General features: G+C 69.4%; 17 protein-coding genes. 12 read left to right on the top strand and 5 right to left on the bottom strand.

Translation table 11 applies throughout. The features are described 5' to 3' along the window. Nucleotides 1–50: 50 nt before the first annotated feature. Nucleotides 51–872, bottom strand: coding sequence for a class I SAM-dependent methyltransferase (locus tag OO70_RS23865; RefSeq protein ID WP_043675122.1), 822 nt, complete (start codon nucleotides 870–872; stop codon nucleotides 51–53). Nucleotides 873–1,267: 395 nt separating this feature from the next. Between OO70_RS23865 and rpsA the strand changes: the two genes are divergently transcribed. The 5 genes from rpsA to OO70_RS23840 all read left to right on the top strand — a co-directional run bounded on the left by rpsA (nucleotide 1,268) and on the right by OO70_RS23840 (nucleotide 6,783). Beyond that, nucleotides 1,268–2,773, top strand: a complete 1,506-nt coding sequence (gene rpsA / locus OO70_RS23860) for a 30S ribosomal protein S1 (RefSeq protein WP_043675120.1) — start codon at nucleotides 1,268–1,270, stop codon at nucleotides 2,771–2,773. Nucleotides 2,774–3,019: 246 nt separating this feature from the next. Further along, on the top strand, nucleotides 3,020–4,612 hold the full coding sequence (locus OO70_RS23855; RefSeq protein ID WP_043675117.1) for a flavin monoamine oxidase family protein: 1,593 nt from the start codon (nucleotides 3,020–3,022) through the stop codon (nucleotides 4,610–4,612). A 135-nt stretch (nucleotides 4,613–4,747) separates the two neighbouring features. After that, nucleotides 4,748–5,686 carry a PAC2 family protein gene (locus tag OO70_RS23850; protein ID WP_043675112.1) on the top strand — a complete coding sequence of 313 codons (939 nt, stop codon included), beginning with the start codon at nucleotides 4,748–4,750 and terminating at the stop codon, nucleotides 5,684–5,686. A 45-nt stretch (nucleotides 5,687–5,731) separates the two neighbouring features. Further along, on the top strand, nucleotides 5,732–6,352 hold the full coding sequence (gene coaE, locus OO70_RS23845) for a dephospho-CoA kinase (RefSeq protein WP_043675109.1): 621 nt from the start codon (nucleotides 5,732–5,734) through the stop codon (nucleotides 6,350–6,352). Between the two features lie 50 nt (nucleotides 6,353–6,402). Further along, entirely contained in the window at nucleotides 6,403–6,783 is a 381-nt protein-coding gene (locus tag OO70_RS23840) for a tetratricopeptide repeat protein (protein ID WP_043675106.1), read from the top strand. 55 nt (nucleotides 6,784–6,838) lie between these two features. On the opposite strand, the gene OO70_RS23835 is transcribed toward OO70_RS23840, so the two are convergent. After that, nucleotides 6,839–7,105, bottom strand: coding sequence for a DUF6343 family protein (locus tag OO70_RS23835; protein ID WP_043675573.1), 267 nt, complete (start codon nucleotides 7,103–7,105; stop codon nucleotides 6,839–6,841). Between the two features lie 70 nt (nucleotides 7,106–7,175). Between OO70_RS23835 and OO70_RS23830 the strand changes: the two genes are divergently transcribed. The 3 genes from OO70_RS23830 to OO70_RS23820 all read left to right on the top strand — a co-directional run bounded on the left by OO70_RS23830 (nucleotide 7,176) and on the right by OO70_RS23820 (nucleotide 9,513). Continuing rightward, nucleotides 7,176–8,090: an acyltransferase domain-containing protein gene (locus OO70_RS23830; protein WP_043675104.1), complete on the top strand. Its 915-nt coding sequence runs from the start codon at nucleotides 7,176–7,178 to the stop codon at nucleotides 8,088–8,090. A gap of 145 nt (nucleotides 8,091–8,235) precedes the next feature. Further along, complete coding sequence (locus OO70_RS23825; RefSeq protein WP_199827391.1) at nucleotides 8,236–8,928, top strand: class I SAM-dependent methyltransferase; 693 nt, start codon at nucleotides 8,236–8,238, stop codon at nucleotides 8,926–8,928. A gap of 108 nt (nucleotides 8,929–9,036) precedes the next feature. Beyond that, nucleotides 9,037–9,513, top strand: a complete 477-nt coding sequence (locus OO70_RS23820; RefSeq protein ID WP_043675098.1) for a DoxX family protein — start codon at nucleotides 9,037–9,039, stop codon at nucleotides 9,511–9,513. A 120-nt stretch (nucleotides 9,514–9,633) separates the two neighbouring features. Here the strand turns inward: OO70_RS23820 and OO70_RS23815 are convergent, their stop codons facing one another. Beyond that, nucleotides 9,634–10,224 carry an RNA-binding S4 domain-containing protein gene (locus OO70_RS23815; protein ID WP_043675096.1) on the bottom strand — a complete coding sequence of 197 codons (591 nt, stop codon included), beginning with the start codon at nucleotides 10,222–10,224 and terminating at the stop codon, nucleotides 9,634–9,636. A 169-nt stretch (nucleotides 10,225–10,393) separates the two neighbouring features. On the opposite strand from OO70_RS23815, the gene OO70_RS23810 reads away from it, so the two are divergent. Then, complete coding sequence (locus tag OO70_RS23810; protein ID WP_043675093.1) at nucleotides 10,394–11,086, top strand: uracil-DNA glycosylase; 693 nt, start codon at nucleotides 10,394–10,396, stop codon at nucleotides 11,084–11,086. Nucleotides 11,087–11,104: 18 nt separating this feature from the next. Further along, a complete protein-coding gene (pip, locus tag OO70_RS23805; RefSeq protein ID WP_043675091.1) occupies nucleotides 11,105–12,067 on the top strand; it encodes a prolyl aminopeptidase in 963 nt (320 codons plus the stop codon). Between the two features lie 9 nt (nucleotides 12,068–12,076). On the opposite strand, the gene OO70_RS23800 is transcribed toward pip, so the two are convergent. Both OO70_RS23800 and OO70_RS23795 read right to left on the bottom strand, forming a co-directional pair. Further along, on the bottom strand, nucleotides 12,077–13,528 hold the full coding sequence (locus tag OO70_RS23800; RefSeq protein ID WP_043675088.1) for a LamG domain-containing protein: 1,452 nt from the start codon (nucleotides 13,526–13,528) through the stop codon (nucleotides 12,077–12,079). Nucleotides 13,529–13,543: 15 nt separating this feature from the next. After that, a complete protein-coding gene (locus OO70_RS23795; protein WP_043675085.1) occupies nucleotides 13,544–14,212 on the bottom strand; it encodes a GntR family transcriptional regulator in 669 nt (222 codons plus the stop codon). A gap of 203 nt (nucleotides 14,213–14,415) precedes the next feature. Between OO70_RS23795 and OO70_RS23790 the strand changes: the two genes are divergently transcribed. Beyond that, complete coding sequence (locus tag OO70_RS23790; protein WP_043675081.1) at nucleotides 14,416–15,888, top strand: NCS1 family nucleobase:cation symporter-1; 1,473 nt, start codon at nucleotides 14,416–14,418, stop codon at nucleotides 15,886–15,888. 5 nt (nucleotides 15,889–15,893) lie between these two features. Then, nucleotides 15,894–16,616, top strand: coding sequence for an aspartate/glutamate racemase family protein (locus OO70_RS23785; RefSeq protein WP_043675079.1), 723 nt, complete (start codon nucleotides 15,894–15,896; stop codon nucleotides 16,614–16,616). The last annotated feature ends 34 nt before the right edge of the window (nucleotides 16,617–16,650 follow it).

Genomic DNA, 16,650 nt, shown 5'->3' with positions numbered 1-16,650 from the left:
GTGTCGTACGGCTTCCGGAACGGCCTCTACGCGCGCGTGCCCGCGTTCCCTCAGTCCCGCTCGCGGTCGCGTTCGCACACGAAGATCGTCGTGCCCGGGATCAGGTTGCCGCGCAGGGGCGACCAGCCGCCCCACTCGGAGGTGTTCCAGGAGGGCCATTCCGGCTCGACCAGGTCCACCAGGCGCAGGTCCGCCGCCACGATGTCCCGGACGCGGTCGCCGATCGTCCGGTGGTGTTCCACGTACACCGCGCGGCCGTCGTCGTCCTGCTCGACGTACGGAGTGCGGTCGAAGTACGAGGACGCGACCGTCAGTCCCTCGGGGCCCGGCTCGTCCGGGAACGCCCAGCGGATCGGGTGCGTGGTCGAGAAGACGAACCGGCCGCCCGGCCGCAGCACCCGGCGCACCTCGCGCAGCACCTGCACCGGGTCGGCGACGAACGGCATCGCCCCGTACGCCGAGCAGGCCAGGTCGAAGGAGTTGTCCGCGAAGGGCAGCGCGCCCGCGTCGGCACACACCAGAGGGAACGATCCGCCGATCCGCAGCGCGTGCTGGAGCTGGCGGTGGGAGAGGTCCAGGGCCACCGGACGGGCGCCCTGGGCGAGCAGCCAGCGCGAGCACTGGGCCGCGCCGGCGCCGATCTCCAGGACGTCCTTGCCCTTCAGCTCCTCGGGCGGGCCGAGCAGCTCCGCCTCCACCTCGTCGAGGCCCTCAGGGCCCCACACGAACCGGTCGTCGCCGAGGAACGTGCCGTGTTCGACCTGGTAGTCGTCCGCGTTCCGGTCCCACCAGCCCCGGTTGGCCCGGGAACTCTCGGTGACGTCGGCGTCACGCCGGGTGGCTTCCGGTTCGAACGTATCGGGCTCTTGGATGATCGGCTCCCTCGTCGTACTCTTCCGTCACCTCTACGGTGCGGCTGTCCCCGGCGGCGTCACTGAAGGGGTGCGTCAGGCCTGCGTGGCCTCGCGGGACACGTTTTGTGCCGGGTATGCGGCGATCCGCCCCGGGTGTGCGCCTTCGCGCATTGACCCTGCCTGGCTGCCCCCGTATGCTACAAGTTGCGCTGCGGGCCTGCGCACCTCAGACGTAGCAGGTTGCGCTCGCATCTGTATGTATGACCCCTCGGTTTTCGAGGCGCCACTGGACACTTCGGTGTTCCGGATCGGCGCTTCCTTGGCTGTCCGGCCTTCTACAGAGCGAAGCGAAACGGGCTCCCGGCGTAAGCAGTACCTACGACTTCAATGTCCGTACCGGAGCCCTTTCCCACATGACGAGCAGCACCGAGACCACCGCCACCACCCCGCAGGTAGCGGTCAACGACATCGGTAACGAGGAAGCCTTCCTCGCCGCGATCGACGAGACGATCAAGTACTTCAACGACGGCGACATCGTCGACGGCGTCATCGTGAAGGTCGACCGGGACGAGGTCCTGCTCGACATCGGTTACAAGACCGAAGGCGTTATCCCGAGCCGCGAACTCTCCATCAAGCACGACGTCGACCCGAACGAGGTCGTCGCCGTCGGCGATGAGATCGAGGCCCTGGTCCTCCAGAAGGAGGACAAGGAAGGCCGCCTCATCCTGTCCAAGAAGCGCGCTCAGTACGAGCGTGCCTGGGGCACGATCGAGAAGATCAAGGAAGAGGACGGGATCGTCACCGGTACCGTCATCGAGGTCGTCAAGGGTGGACTCATCCTCGACATCGGCCTCCGTGGCTTCCTGCCGGCTTCTCTCGTCGAGATGCGCCGTGTCCGCGACCTCCAGCCCTACGTGGGCAAGGAGCTCGAGGCCAAGATCATCGAGCTGGACAAGAACCGCAACAACGTGGTCCTGTCCCGCCGTGCCTGGCTGGAGCAGACCCAGTCCGAGGTCCGCCAGACCTTCCTCACGACCCTCCAGAAGGGTCAGGTCCGCTCCGGCGTGGTCTCCTCGATCGTCAACTTCGGTGCCTTCGTGGACCTTGGTGGCGTCGACGGTCTGGTCCACGTCTCCGAGCTGTCCTGGAAGCACATCGACCACCCCTCCGAGGTTGTCGAGGTCGGCCAGGAAGTCACCGTCGAGGTCCTCGACGTGGACATGGACCGCGAGCGTGTCTCCCTGTCGCTGAAGGCGACCCAGGAAGACCCGTGGCAGCAGTTCGCCCGCACCCACCAGATCGGCCAGGTCGTGCCCGGAAAGGTCACGAAGCTGGTTCCGTTCGGTGCGTTCGTCCGCGTGGACGAGGGCATCGAGGGTCTGGTGCACATCTCCGAGCTGGCCGAGCGCCACGTGGAGATCCCGGAGCAGGTCGTCCAGGTCAACGACGAGATCTTCGTCAAGGTCATCGACATCGACCTCGAGCGTCGCCGGATCTCGCTGTCCCTGAAGCAGGCCAACGAGTCCTTCGGTGCCGACCCGGCCTCGGTCGAGTTCGACCCGACGCTCTACGGCATGGCCGCGTCGTACGACGACCAGGGCAACTACATCTACCCCGAGGGCTTCGACCCCGAGACCAACGACTGGCTCGAGGGCTACGAGACCCAGCGGGAGGCGTGGGAGCACCAGTACGCCGAGGCGCAGCAGCGCTTCGAGCAGCACCAGGCGCAGGTCATCAAGTCCCGCGAGGCCGACGCCCAGGCTGCGGCCGAGGGTGTCGACACCCCGGGTGCGGCTCCGGTCGCCTCCGGTGGCGGCGGCGGTTCGTACTCCTCCGAGGGTGCGGACACGTCTGGCGCGCTGGCGTCCGACGAGGCGCTCGCTGCCCTGCGTGAGAAGCTGGCCGGCGGCCAGAGCTGATCACTGAGCAGTAGCTCTTGAACTGAGGGGCCGCACCTTTCGAGGTGCGGTCCCTCAGTCGTGTTTCGGCTTGCGGCCGGTGGGGGCTGGTCGCGCAGTTCCCCGCGCCCCTTCGGGGCGCGCCCCGAAGGGGCGCGTTTCCTCGGGCTTGCAGAAACTTGTGGGATACATCAGTAACTGCCGTGTCGTAACCGGTTGTTGGGAACCTGCCTCGGTCATTCATGATCGGGAAAGGGGAGCCGGACCATGGCAAGGAACCAGAGCCGTCGTGCTTTTCTGCGGAACGTGGGTCTCACCGGTGGCGCGGGCACCATGTTCGCCACGATGGGGGCCCTCGGGCTCGCCCCCACCGCGCAGGCCGCCCAGCGCGAGCAGCCCTTCCGGGCCCTGAACGCGAGCGACTTCACCCTCACCGGACGCGGTGCGGCCAAGGTCGTCATCGTCGGTGGGGGTATCGCCGGACTGACCACGGCGTACGAACTCGGCAAGGCCGGCTACGACTGTACGATCCTGGAGGCCAGGGACCGTACCGGTGGCCGCAACTTCACCGTGCGCGGCGGTGACACGACGACCGACCTGTACGGCAACCGGCAGACCGCCCGTTTTGCCGAGGGCCACTACATGAACTGCGGTCCCGCGCGGATCCCGCAGTGGATGATCACCCTGGACTACTGTCGTGAACTCGGCGTCCCCATCCAGGTGTTCACCAACGTCAACGCGGACGCGTACATCTACAACGAGTCCGCCGGCATGACCAAGCCCGAGCGCTACCGGACGGCCAAGGCCGATGTCTACGGCTATGTCTCGGAGTTGCTCGCCAAGGCCACCGACAAGGGCGCCCTGGACAAGGAGTTGACCGCCACCGACCAGGAGCGCCTCGTCGAGTTCCTCAAGGACTGGGGGGAACTCGGCGACACGCTCGCCTACGAGGGCGGCGAACGGCGCGGGTACACGACCGTTCCGGCCGGCGCGGGCACCCCTGGTGTGCTGCTCGGGGACGTACCCAGCGCCTCCGAGGTGTTGGCCAGCGGTGTGGGCCGCTACTTCTCCTTCGAATTCGGCTTCGACCAGGCCATGTTGATGTTCCAGCCGGTCGGCGGCATGGACCAGATACCGAAGGCCCTCACCAGGGCGATCGGCGCCCAACACATCCGTACCGGGGCGGTCGTCTCGAAAATCACCGACAAGGGGAGTGGTGTTTCGGTCACCTACACCCAGGGCGGCCGTACGAAGGTGATCGAGGCCGACTACTGCGTCGGCGCCCTCCCGCCGAACATCCTCGCCAAGATCCCGCACAACCTCGGCACCGGCGTACAGACCGCGCTGGAGGCGATCACCCCGTCGTCCGCCGCGAAGATCGGCCTGGAGTACAAGTCCCGTTGGTGGGAACTGGATCACCGGATCTACGGCGGTATCACCGAGACCGACCAGGACGTCACCCACATCTGGCACCCTTCGTACGGCTTCCACGGTGAGCGGGGCGTCCTCATCGGGTATTACAACTACGACGACAACGCGGACTCCTACGCGAAGCTCACGCCCAAGGGGCGGGAAGAGAGGGCGGTGGCCGCGGGCGTGAAGATCTACGGCGAGAAGTACCGCACCGAACTGGCATCGTCCTTCTCCCACCACTGGCGTCAGACGCCCCACCTGGAGGCCTCGTGGCACGACACCCCGGGCGGTCCCGACGACGTCCGCTACAAGCCGCTCAACGAACCCGCAGGACGCGTCTACTTCGCCGGCGACTGGCTCAGCTACGCCGACGCCTGGCAGCACGGCGCGTTCTCCTCCGCCCGCAAGGCCGTGACCGCACTCCACGCGCGCGTGCTGTCCTCGTGACGCGGACGCTCCCCTGGTGACGCAGGGGAGCGGCGCATGAAAAGCCCGTAAGAGGTGCCTGATCAGGGGCATGGGCGGGAATGCCCATGCCCTGGAGGGCGTTGTGCAGTACGAACACGAGGAGGAGCGGTCACAGTGCTTGATCCGCAGGGTTTGTACGCATGGGAGCCGAAGGGCCTCGCCGTGGTCGACATGGCGCTCGCCCAGGAGTCGGCCGGTCTTGTGATGCTCTACCACTTCGACGGATACATCGACGCGGGTGAGACGGGCGACCAGATCGTCGAACGACTGCTCGACACGTTGCCCCACCAGCTCGTGGCAAGTTTCGACCACGACCGGCTCGTCGACTACCGCGCCCGCCGCCCGCTGCTGACCTTCAAGCGGGACCGGTGGACCGACTACGAGGAGCCCACCCTCGACGTACGGCTGGTCCAGGACGCCACCGGAGCCCCCTTCCTGCTCCTCTCCGGCCCCGAGCCGGACGTGGAGTGGGAGCGCTTCGCCGCGGCCGTCCAGCAGATCGTGGAGCGGCTCGGCGTCCGGCTGTCCGTGAACTTCCACGGCATCCCCATGGGCGTCCCGCACACCCGCCCCGTGGGCATCACCCCGCACGGCAACCGCAACGACCTCGTCCCGGGCCACCGCAGCCCCTTCGACGAGGCGCAGGTCCCCGGCAGCGCCGAGGCGCTCGTCGAGTACCGCCTCATGGAGTCCGGCCACGACGTCCTGGGCGTCGCCGCGCACGTCCCGCACTACATCGCCCGCTCCCCGTACCCGGACGCGGCCCTGACCGTCCTGGAGGCCATCACGGCGGGCACCGGACTGGTCCTGCCCGGCATCGCGCACTCCCTGCGCACCGAGGCCCACCGCACCCAGACCGAGATCGACCGCCAGATCCAGGAGGGCGACGAGGACCTCGTGGCGCTCGTCCAGGGCCTGGAGCACCAGTTCGACGCCGCCGCGGGCGCCGAGAGCCGCGGCAACATGCTCGCCGAGCCGGTCGACATCCCGTCGGCGGACGAGATCGGGCAGGAGTTCGAGCGCTTCCTGGCGGAGCGCGAGGGGGACGGCTGACGGTCGCCGGGTGCCGTGTCGGTGGCAGGCCCTAAGCTTCGGCTCATGCTGAAGGTGGGCCTGACCGGCGGCATCGGTGCCGGTAAGAGTGAAGTGTCGCGGCTGCTCGTCACGTACGGTGCCGTGCTGATCGACGCCGACCGCATCGCGCGCGAGGTCGTGGCGCCCGGAACTCCCGGGCTCACGGCGGTCGTCGAGGCCTTCGGTGAGGGCGTGCTCGCCGAGGACGGCAGCCTGGACCGGCCGAAACTGGGCTCCATCGTCTTCGCCGATCCCGACAGGCTGGCCGTACTGAACTCGATCGTCCACCCCCTGGTCGGCAGACGCTCCCGCGAGCTCGAGACCGCCGCGGCCGACGACTCCGTAGTGATCCACGACGTACCCCTCCTCGCCGAGAACGCCCTGGCCGCGCTGTACGACCTGGTGATCGTCGTCGACGCGAGCCCCGAGACCCAGCTCGACCGGCTGGTCCGGCTGCGGGGCATGACCGAGGAGGACGCACGCGCGCGGATGGCCGCCCAGGCGACGCGTGAGAAGCGGCTGGCCATCGCGGACATCGTGATCGACAACGACGTACCCCTGGAGGCGCTGGAGCGGCGCGTACGGGACGTATGGGCCGAACTCGTGCGCAGGGCGCACGCGCCCCAGCAGCCACCCCAGGAATAGCGGTCCTTGCCGCGTGCGTTGAAACGTGCGAGTGAGGGAAGGACTTTGCCGTGCCCGAGAACAGCGGAACGACCGGACGTACTCCGGAGACGCATGTCATCGACTTCCGCGCCGCCGAGCAGCTGCTCGCCGCGCGGGACCCGCGGGGCGCGGTGAAGCTGCTCGACAACGTCATCGGCGCGCACCCGGAGAACACCGCCGCCCGCCTGCTGCGCGCGCGTGCCTTCTTCGCCGCCGCGCAACTACGGCCTGCCGAGCTGGAGTTCACCATCGTCCTGGAGCGCGAGCCGGACAACGCCTTCGCGCACTTCGCGCTCGCCCGCACCTACGAGCGGCAGGGCCGCGCCGACCAGGCCAAGCGCCATTTCCGGCTGGCCGCCGCGCTCGATCCCACACCGCAGTACCTGAAGGCGGCCGGCTTCGACGGGTAGGCGCACTCCAGTAGCAGTCACCTGGGCACGCCTTTGCGGATCATGCCCCTGTGGGTCAGGGGTGGCGGTGTTCCGGCGGGCGGTACGGCGGGATGTCGGGGCCGGGCTGGTAGTGCGGGCCCTGGCGCATGTGTCTGAGGATCATGGCCATGTCGATCGTGACGACCAGCCACAGCACCCCGCAGGCCGCCGCCCACCCGGGGCGACCGGCGAGCGCGAACGCCGCCGTGCCGAAGATCGTCCAGACCAGGCCCCACACGCTCAGCCAGAACCGCGCCCGCAGTGGACTGCGCGCTGTCGTCGGCTCACTGCCCGTACGCATCAGGATCACTACTCCTCCTTGCAACGTACTCTTCGGTTCGGACGTTCTCCACAGGGAGGGGAAGCGCGCTGTGCTGCCGGACGCCGACGAACTGCCCGAGGTCCTGCTCGACCTCGCCGTACCCCACGAGGACATCAACGAACTGGTCCGGCTGCGCGGGGTGTTGGCGCGGGACACGGACGCGACGCGGCTCCTGGAGGAGTGCGTCGAGGAGCTGGTGAAGGACATCGGAGAGCACGGCCACTGGACACGGCTCACCGAGCTGCTCCTGGCGCGGCTGCCCGAGGCCCCGCCGGAGATCGGCGCCTACTTCTCCGTGTACGTGTTCGTCGCCGCCCTGCCCTCCACGCGCGCGTACCACCGCGCACGCGGCATCCCCGCGGACGTCTCCCGGCGCACCCTCGCCGACCTGGGACGCAACATCGCGGTGCACCACAAACGGTACGGCGGGGGAGGGGTGCCGATTCCGCAGTGGCTCGTCCCGCACTTCCGCGGCGAGCTGTACCAGCTGGGGCGGCTTCAATACGAGCGGGCGCGGCTCGGCGGGCGCACCGCGCAGGCGCTCGTGGCGGCCGGACTGGACGCGGAGCCCGGGGCACCCTGCCTGAACCTGCACATCCCCGACTTCCAGGGGCCGCTCTCGCCGACCGCGTGCGACCGTTCGCTGGAGTCGGCCCGCGCGTTCTTCACCCGGCACTTCCCCGAGGAACGCCATGCCGTCGCGGTCTGCCACTCCTGGCTGCTGGACCCGCAGTTGAAGAAATACCTGTCCGCCGACTCCAACATCGTCCGCTTCCAGGAGCGGTTCCGGGTGATCCGCGAGGACACGGAGCCGGCCGACACCGAGCCGGTCCAGTTCGTCTTCGGCCACCCGGATCTGCCGGTGGAGAACCTGCCCCGGCGCACGTCCGTGGAGCGGGCGGTCGGGGATCATCTGCGGACCGGCGGGCACTGGTACATCGGGCACGGGTGGTTCCCGCTCTGAGCCCGGGCCGGCCGTCCGGCTCCGGCAGGTTCCGCTCCAACGGTCCCGACGGCTCCAACGGTTGCCTCTCCAGAGGGAATTGACTCGTACGGGTGAACCAGTGCGAGTCGGGAACGGACGTGCGGACGCGGCCCGTTGGACGGGCATGCGAATCGAAATGCGTGAGGGGCACGAGGGGACAGGACCCGGGGCGATCACCCCGGACGGCTGCGCGGTGGAGCTGTACTCGCGGCTCCCCGTGGGAGCGGAGCCGGACATCATCGCGGCGGCCGTGCCGGCGGGCGCGCGCATCCTGGAGCTGGGCAGCGGGGTGGGGCGGATGACCCACCCCCTCCTGGAGCGCGGATTCACGGTCACGGCGGTCGACGAGTCCGCCGAGATGCTGGAGCGGGTCCGAGGAGCGCGCACGATATGCAGTCCGATCGAGAACCTCGATCTGGGCGAGACCTTCGACGTGGTGATGCTCGCGTCGTTCCTGGTGCACACCGGGGACGAGGAGGAGCGGCGCGGACTGCTGCGGACCTGTGTACGGCATGTCGCGGCGGGCGGCTCCGTGCTGATCCAGCGCGAGGGCGAGGACTACCACTCGAAGGTGCCGCGCGAGCGGGTCGACCCCAGTGGCTTCACCGTGCGGATTGTGTCGGCGGAGCCGGTCGGGGACGGGGTCAACTCGGTGCACGCGGAGTATGTGTTCCCGGACGCGGTCTGGACCCAGACGTTCCTGGCCCGGCCGTTGACGAAGGACCAGTTCGAGGAGGCGTTGGCGGAGACGGGACTGAAGGTGGACAGCTATCTGACACCGGACCGGGTGTGGGTGCGGGCGGTGCCGATGGACTGATGGGCTTACGGACGAACGGGAAATGCCGTACGGCGGCGATGAGTTCCCGAGCGGGGGCCGGTCTACCTCTGTGACAGCAACACGGACCGCTTCCCGCAGGAGACCTCCATGTCCGAGACCGTCACCCCCGTCACCTCCGCTGCTTCCGTCGGCTCCGCGAAGGCCCGCACCGCCGTCGTCGCCGAGTCCGCGACCGCCCGCGGGCGCCGCGCCCGAATCGCGCTGCGCGTCCTTCAGGTGCTGCTCGCCCTGTTCTACGGCATCGCGAGCGCGCTGCCCAAGCTGATCGCGCACCCGTCGGCCGTGGAGTCCTTCGACAGGATCGGCTGGGGCAGCGGGGCCATGTACACCATCGGCGCGCTCGAACTCGCCGGGGCCGTCGGACTGTTGATCCCGGTGCTGCAGTCCGTGGCGGCGACGGCGCTCAGCGCGCTGATGGTGGGTGCGTTCATCGTGCAGATGACCGTGTTCCACGGTCAGAACGCGGCGACACCGCTGATCCTGATCATCCCGCTCGCCCTGATCGCCTGGGCACGGCGGGGGCAGAACGCGGAGTTGCTGCGACTGCTACGACGACGGGCGTGACCTGACCTGCGCCGTACAGCAGTAGCGGCGAGCCCTGGTCGGCGCAGGGGCAGGGGCAGGCGCAGGCGCAGAGGCAGGGTGACGGTGGCGTCCGGTGGGCCGAGGGCCCGGGGCCGGATGTCACCGTTGCGTGCCTCGGCGTGTGTCTCGGTGTGCGCCGCGATGGGTGTCGCGGTGCTCGTCGGGGTCGGTGCCGGGGTCGGGCAGGCCGCGTAGGCGTTCCATCTCGCGGCGGTCGCGTTTGGTGGGGCGGCCGGTGCCGCGGTCGCGGATGCCGGCCGGGGCGACGGCCTCGCGGGGCGGGGGCGGCGGGGAGTTGTCCACGTAGCACTGGACGGCCACCGGAGGGCCGACGCGTTTGCGGATGACCTGCTTCACGATGACGACGCGCTCCCGGCCCTCGTGGCGCAGGCGGACCTCGTCGCCGACGTGCACGGAGTGGGCGGGCTTCACGCGCTCGCCGTTGACACGGACGTGGCCGCCCTTGCAGGCGGCGGCGCCCATGGAGCGGGTCTTGACCAGACGGACGGACCAGATCCAGCTGTCGACGCGGACGCTCTCACCGTTCGAGGGACCGGCGGCCCTGGCGGCGGCCACGGTGTCGCCCTGCGGCTCGGCCGTGCCGCTCCGGTGTGTGTCGGTGTTCCGGCTCGTCGTGGTCGCGCCGGTTCCGTTGTCGCCGTCGGTTTCGTCCGCACCCTCGGAAGCCATGGCTCGACTTTAGTACCCCTGGGCGGAGGGTTCCGGCGGGTTTTGGTCGGCGACGTGAGCACGGAGGCCGTTCGCGGCCCTGGTCCGGCGGCCTCCGGTCCGTGCCTCGGCGGGCCTACGGTGAGGGCATGAAGCGGCCCTACGGTGAAGGCATGAATACGGTGGCGGCATGAACCTGTCCGACCTCGATCACCGGATCACCGGCTGCCGGGCCTGCCCCCGACTGGTCGCCTGGCGCGAGGAGGTCGCCCGTACCAAACGCGCCGCCTTCGCCGACTGGACGTACTGGGGCCGCCCGGTACCCGGCTTCGGTCCCGCCGACGCGCCCCTGCTGATCATAGGCCTCGCCCCCGCCGCGCACGGCGCCAACCGCACCGGCCGCATGTTCACGGGCGATCGCTCCGGGGACGTGCTGTACGAGGCCCTGTACGACATCGGGCTCGCCTCGCAGCCGACCGCCGTGAGCGTGGACGACGGCCTGGAGCTGTACGGCGTGCGCATCACCTCGCCGGTGCGCTGCGCACCGCCCGCCAACAAGCCCACCCCGGAGGAACGCGACACGTGCCGGTCCTGGCTCGTCGAGGAACTGACCCTGCTGCGGCCGACGTTGAGGGCCGTGGTCGTACTCGGCGCCTTCGGCTGGCAGGCGGCGCTGCCGGCGTTCGCGGCGGCGGGGTGGCAAGTGCCCCGCCCACGGCCCGTGTTCGGGCACGGGGCACACGTGCCGCTCGACGGCCTCGACCTCTTCGGCTGCTTCCACGTCAGCCAGCGCAACACCTTCACTGGGAAGCTCACCCCCACGATGCTGCGGGACGTGCTGCGCACGGCGGCCGGGGCGGCGGGGCTGCCGACCACGTCGTAGCGAGGTTAGGGTCGTCGGATGGGCCTGTATCCGGAGATCGAACCGTACGACCGCGGCATGCTCGATGTCGGTGACGGGAACCACATCTACTGGGAGACCTGCGGGAATCCGCACGGCAAGCCCGCGGTCGTGCTGCACGGCGGCCCGGGCTCGGGCTGTTCGCCGTATCCCCGGCGCTACTTCGATCCCGTCGCCTACCGGATCGTGCTGCTCGACCAGCGCGGGTGCGGGCGTTCCACGCCGCGCGCGAGCGCCTACGACACCGACATGAGCGTGAACACGACGGCTCACCTCATCGCCGATCTGGAGCTGCTGCGGCGGCACTTGGGGATCGAGCGGTGGCTGGTGTGGGGCGCGTCGTGGGGGTCGGTGCTAGGGCTGCGGTACGCGCAGACGTGTCCGGGGGTGGTGTCGGAGCTGGTGCTGACCTGTGTCGCCACCGGGTCCGATGCTGAAGTGGCCTTGTTGACCAGGGGACTTGGGAGGCTCTTCCCGGAGGCGTTCGAGCGGTTCGTCGGTGAGCTGCCCGTGGATGAACGGGACGGGAACCTCGCCGCCGCCTACAACCGGCTCATCGAGTCGCCCGACCGGGCGGTGCGGGAGCGGGCGGCACGTGCGTGGACCGACTGGGAGACGGCGATCGTCCCGGCCCCGCCGCGCTCCGAAAAGCGGTACGAGGACCCGGAGTTCCGCATGGGCTTCGCCCGCACCGTCACGCACTACTTCGGCAACGACCACTTCCTGGGAGCGGGCAACGACGAGGGCGTCGTGCTCCGGGACGCCCCTCTCCTCAAGGACATCCCCGGCACCCTCGTCCAGGGCAGCCTCGACCTCGGCAATCTCCTCGGCATCGTCTGGCGCCTCCAACACGCCTGGCCCGGGAGCGAGTTGGTGATCGTGGACGAGGCCGGGCACAACGCGAGTGCGCCGGGTGTCGCGGAGGCGCTGGTGGTGGCGACGGACAAGTACGCCCGTCGTTAGTCCAGTTGGTCAGCCGATGCGCGCTGCCGCGATCGGTCGTGCCGTCACGTCGTAAGTCCCGCCGGTCTTCGCGGAGTTGACGCTCCACCGGTAGCGGGAGAACTCGCCGGTGGTGTCGGAGGCGTAGAACATCATGTGGCCGATGCCGACGCCCTGGAGGTTCTCGCCGGTGATGTTGCCGACCATGCGGGTGTCCGGGTATTTGGGGTAGTTGGTCAGGGCGTACACGCCGTGCGGGTTGGAGGTGCAGTCGATGATCTCGACGGCGTACTGCGTCTCGCCGGTGAAGTCCGCGGTGCCGCTGAAGACGCCCTTGAGTTCGCGGACCATGACGATGTGGCCGGTGTTGTCGGGGTCGCTGCCCCTGTAGTCGACGGCGATGATGTCGCCGGGCCGGAGGTCGGTGACCTTGCGGATGCGTGCGAAGCGCGGGCCGCCGGTGCCGGTCAGGAATGCCGAGCAGTAGTCGGCGGCCTCCGGGCCCCTCTCCTGGAAGTAGCGGAGGAAGTAGTCGTCCGATGCCCAGTCGTAGGTGTGCTTCAGGACGCCGGTGACGAAGGACGCGCAGCGGGCGCGGGCCACCCAGCTCGCCGGGTCGCCGGGCGTGCCCCAGGTGAGGGTGGCGGGCGAGCCCGTCAGATAGACGTTGTTCTGGCGGGCCGTATGGCCGCTGACCAGGGCGATCTCGTCGGCGGTGAGGGCGCGGGCGTAGGCCCGTACGTCGTCGATCGCGCCCTTGAAGCTGTCGGCGGGCGCGCTGTCGAAGCGGGCCCGGCCGAGGGAGAGACCTGCGGGTGCCGTCCAGGAGAGGGTCGTCGCCGCGCCGCCCTCCAGTCGGCCGTTGACGTACAGCTGGATCTGCGTGCCGTCCCAGACGCCGGTCAGGTGGGTCCAGACGCCGAGGGCGGCCGGTGTCGTGGCGACGGCGGACACCTCCGTGGCCTGGTCCTCGCTGCGGACCTTGAAGGCCCAGGTGGCGGCGGTGTCGTCGTACTGGAGGAGGAAGCGGCTGGTGGTGGTCCCGTCCTGGCTCACCGCCGTGTACATGGTCGCCGGGTCGGCGTCGCTCGCCAGGCGTACCCACGCCGAGACGGTGAAGGGGAGTGTCGTGTCCAGGACGGAGTCGGTGGTGGCGTACGCCCCGGACGTTCCGTCGAGGCTCAGTTCGCCGCCTGCGCGCAGTGCCGTCCAGGTCGCGCCGGTGCCGAGTGTGACGGGGTGCTCGCGGCCCGAACGGTCCGTGCCCGAGCCGTCCAGCGGCCAGTGCCCCACCAGCCCGCTCGTCAGATACCCGGCCGCCAACAGCCGCTGATAGTGCACCAGTTGCTCGGCCTGGGCCAGATGCGGCGTGCCGACCGGCGTGAAGGGAGTGTCCAGTGCCATGTCCGCCACGGCCACCCCCGCCATCGCACCGGCACCGATGAGCGCGGCCCCGCCCAACAGGCCACGTCTGCTGACCATGTTCTCTCCCTCTGTCTAGGGCTGCGCGTCGTCGCCGAACAGATGCCGCACAGTGGAACGGTAGTTGGCCTGGACGTGGCTGAGGGCGTGGGCGCGGGCGCGGTCCGGGTCGCCGGAGGCGATCGCCTCGTACAACTCCTCGTGCTCGGTCAGGAGTTGGGGCCACTCCTCGTTCTGCCGGGTGAGCCAGCGCAGCCGGCCGTCGACCGGTTCCATGACGGAGATCAGCAGGCTGTTGCCGGCCAGGGCCAGGATGCGGTCGTGGAAACGGGTGTTGACGTCGGTGATCGCCTCGGCGTCGTCGGACCTGGTGGCCTCTGCCGCGGCGTCGAGCAACTCCCTTAGTTCGGCCAGGGCTTGAGGGGTCGCGCGGGCCGCCGCGAGCCCGGAGGCGTACACCTCCAGCGCCTCGCGCAGTTCGAACAGTTCCTTGACGTCGGTCGGGGTCAGCCGTCGTACGACCGTGCGGCGCGCCGACTCGAACAGGACGAAGCCCTCCGCGACCAGGGCCCGGATCGCCTCCCGGACCGGCACGCGCGAGACCCCGAAACGCTCGGCCAGCTCGCGCTCCACCAGCCGGTCGCCGGGACGCAGCCGACCAGCGATGATGTCCTGCCGCAGGGTCGCCAGGACGCGCTCGCGCACCGCTCCGAGGGGTTCGATCTTCGCTGTCATGGAGCTCATGGGGCCATCTTCGCCGACTCCGGGGGTGTTTTACGGAGCGTTAACAACTGCGACATCGGTCGGAACGGTTGACGGGAGGACTATGACGGCAGTTTGGTATACCAAACGGCGGCAAGTAGTCCTCCTCGCTCCTCCCAGCTCCTCTTCCCAGCCCCTCCTCCCGTTCCCGCTCCCGCTCCTCCGTCCCTTGCCCTGGAGGCCCCGTGTCCCTCGCAGATCATGCCGAAGCCACCGGCACGCCAGCGTTCGTCCCCGACCCCCGGCTCACCAACGAAGACCTCGCACCCGCCGACAAGCGCAACTGGAAGGTCTTCGACCTCTTCGCCATGTGGATGTCGGACGTCCACAACCTCGGCAACTACACGTTCGCCGCAGGCCTGTTGGTCCTCGGCATGAACGTCTGGCAGGTCTTCACCTCCCTGCTCGTCGGCTTCGTGCTCATCTACGTCGGCATGAACTGGATGGGGAGGATCGGGCAGGCGCACGGCGTCCCGTTCCCGGTCGTCAGCCGCATCAGCTTCGGCGTCTGGGGCGCCAACATCCCGGCCCTCATCCGGGCCGTGATCGCCATCATGTGGTACGGCATCCAGACCTACCTTGCCTCCGTCGCCGTCAACGTGATGCTGCTGGCGGCCTGGCCGAGCCTGGAGTCCTGGACTCACCACTCCTTCCTGGGACTTGACGCCCTCGGCTGGGTCTCCTTCGTGTCGCTGTGGCTGATCCAGGCGGTGATCATCAGTCAGGGCATGGAATCCGTACGGAAGTTCCAGGACTTCTGCGGTCCCGCGATCTGGCTGGTGATGATCGCGCTGGCCATCTGGGTACTTTCCAAGGCGGGTTGGAGCATCTCGCTGACCTCGACCCCGCACCCGGTCTCGTTCGGCGAGCAGTGGCGGCAGTGGTTCGGCGCGATCGGCCTGATCCTCGCCACGTACGGCACGCTGATGCTCAACTTCTGCGACTTCTCCCGCTTCGCGCCCGACTACAAGACGGTCCGCCGCGGCAACTTCTGGGGCCTGCCCATCAACTCCACGGCGTTCGTGGTCGTTTCGGTGATCGTGACGGCCGGCTCGCTGGAGGTCTGGGGCCAAGCCATCACCGACCCGGCCGAGTTGGTCGCCAAGGTCGGCAACACCTGGGTGATGGTGCTCGGCGCGTTCACGTTCGCCGTCGCCACCATGGGCGTCAACATCGTCGCCAACTTCGTCTCCCCGGCGTACGACCTGGCCAACGTCTGGCCGCAGAAGATCACCTTCAAGATCGGCGGCATGATCAGCACGGTCGCCGCGCTGGTCGTGACCCCGTGGAACCTCTTCTCCAACCCCACGGTCGTCAACTACTTCCTCGGCGGCCTCGGCGCCTTCCTCGGCCCACTGTTCGGCGTGATCATGGTCGACTACTACTGGGTGAAGCGCGGCCGAGTCGACGTACAGGAACTCTTCGACGCGACCCCCGGCTCCCGCTACTACTACAGCAAGGGCGTCAACCCCAAGGCCCTGTGGGCGTTCCTGCCCTCGGCGGGCGTGGCGGCCGTACTCGCACTGGTGAAGACGTTCAGCGACGTCGCCCCGTACTCCTGGTTCATCGGCACCGCGCTGGGCGCCGGCCTGTACCTGCTGATCTGCCGCTCCGAGCGAGCCGCCGCCGAACCCGCCCTCGAGCCGGTGGAGGTCTGAGCGGAGTGCGCATCGTCGTCACCAACTGCAACACCACGCAGGAGATGACCGAAGAGATCGTACGAGGTGCCCGGGCCGCCGCAGGCCCGGGCACCACCGTGACCGGACTGACCCCCGCGTGGGGACCGGAGTCGGCGGAGGGCTGGCTCGACAGCTACCTCTCGGCCGCCGCCGTCATGGACCTCCTCCGCACCTACGACGGCCCGCCCTACGACGCCGTCGTCATGGCCGGCTTCGGGGAGCACGGGCGCGAAGGCGTCCGGGAGTTGGTGGACGTACCCGTCGTGGACATCACCGAGGCGGCCGCCCACCTGGCCTGCCTGCTGGGCCGGCGCTACGGCGTCGTCACCACGCTGGAACGGTCCTGCGGCCAGATCGAGGACAGCCTGGAGCTGGCCGGGGTGGGCCGGAACTGCGCGGCGGTGGTGGGGACGGGGCTCAGCGTCCTCGACCTCGGCGGAGACGAGGACCGCACGGAGGCGGCGTTCCTCACGGCGGCGGAACGGGCACGGGCAGCCGGCGCCGAGGTGCTGGTGCTGGGCTGCGCCGGAATGACGGGACTGCAGCGCGCGGTGGGGGAGAAGCTGGGACTGCCGGTCGTGGACGGGGTGGGGGCGGCGGTGAAGCTCGCGGAGTCGTTGGTGGGGCTGGGCCTGACGACGAGCAGGGCGGGGAGTTATGCGAGCCCGGTGCCGAAGAGGCGAGGCTGGGGCCAAGCGCCCCGATAGGGGCGCGGGGAACTGCGCGACAAGCCACGACGCG

Origin of the sequence: Streptomyces xylophagus (assembly GCF_000716435.1) — a bacterium.
GTDB classification, from domain to species: Bacteria; Actinomycetota; Actinomycetes; order Streptomycetales; family Streptomycetaceae; genus Streptomyces; species Streptomyces xylophagus.
The sequence above is the reverse complement of the archived record's forward strand: the minus strand, read 5'-3'. Positions and strand labels throughout refer to the sequence as shown.

Bases quoted from the DNA above. Each gene is read 5' to 3' on its own strand.
- rpsA (WP_043675120.1), top strand. From the start codon at position 1,268: ATGACGAGCAGCACCGAGACCACCGCCACCACCCCGCAGGTAGCGGTC.
- OO70_RS23855 (WP_043675117.1), top strand. From the start codon at position 3,020: ATGGCAAGGAACCAGAGCCGTCGTGCTTTTCTGCGGAACGTGGGTCTC.
- coaE (WP_043675109.1), top strand. From the start codon at position 5,732: ATGCTGAAGGTGGGCCTGACCGGCGGCATCGGTGCCGGTAAGAGTGAA.
- OO70_RS23835 (WP_043675573.1), bottom strand. From the start codon at position 7,105: ATGCGTACGGGCAGTGAGCCGACGACAGCGCGCAGTCCACTGCGGGCG.
- OO70_RS23825 (WP_199827391.1), top strand. From the start codon at position 8,236: ATGCGAATCGAAATGCGTGAGGGGCACGAGGGGACAGGACCCGGGGCG.
- OO70_RS23820 (WP_043675098.1), top strand. From the start codon at position 9,037: ATGTCCGAGACCGTCACCCCCGTCACCTCCGCTGCTTCCGTCGGCTCC.
- OO70_RS23815 (WP_043675096.1), bottom strand. From the start codon at position 10,224: ATGGCTTCCGAGGGTGCGGACGAAACCGACGGCGACAACGGAACCGGC.
- OO70_RS23810 (WP_043675093.1), top strand. From the start codon at position 10,394: ATGAACCTGTCCGACCTCGATCACCGGATCACCGGCTGCCGGGCCTGC.
- pip (WP_043675091.1), top strand. From the start codon at position 11,105: ATGGGCCTGTATCCGGAGATCGAACCGTACGACCGCGGCATGCTCGAT.
- OO70_RS23800 (WP_043675088.1), bottom strand. From the start codon at position 13,528: ATGGTCAGCAGACGTGGCCTGTTGGGCGGGGCCGCGCTCATCGGTGCC.
- OO70_RS23795 (WP_043675085.1), bottom strand. From the start codon at position 14,212: ATGAGCTCCATGACAGCGAAGATCGAACCCCTCGGAGCGGTGCGCGAG.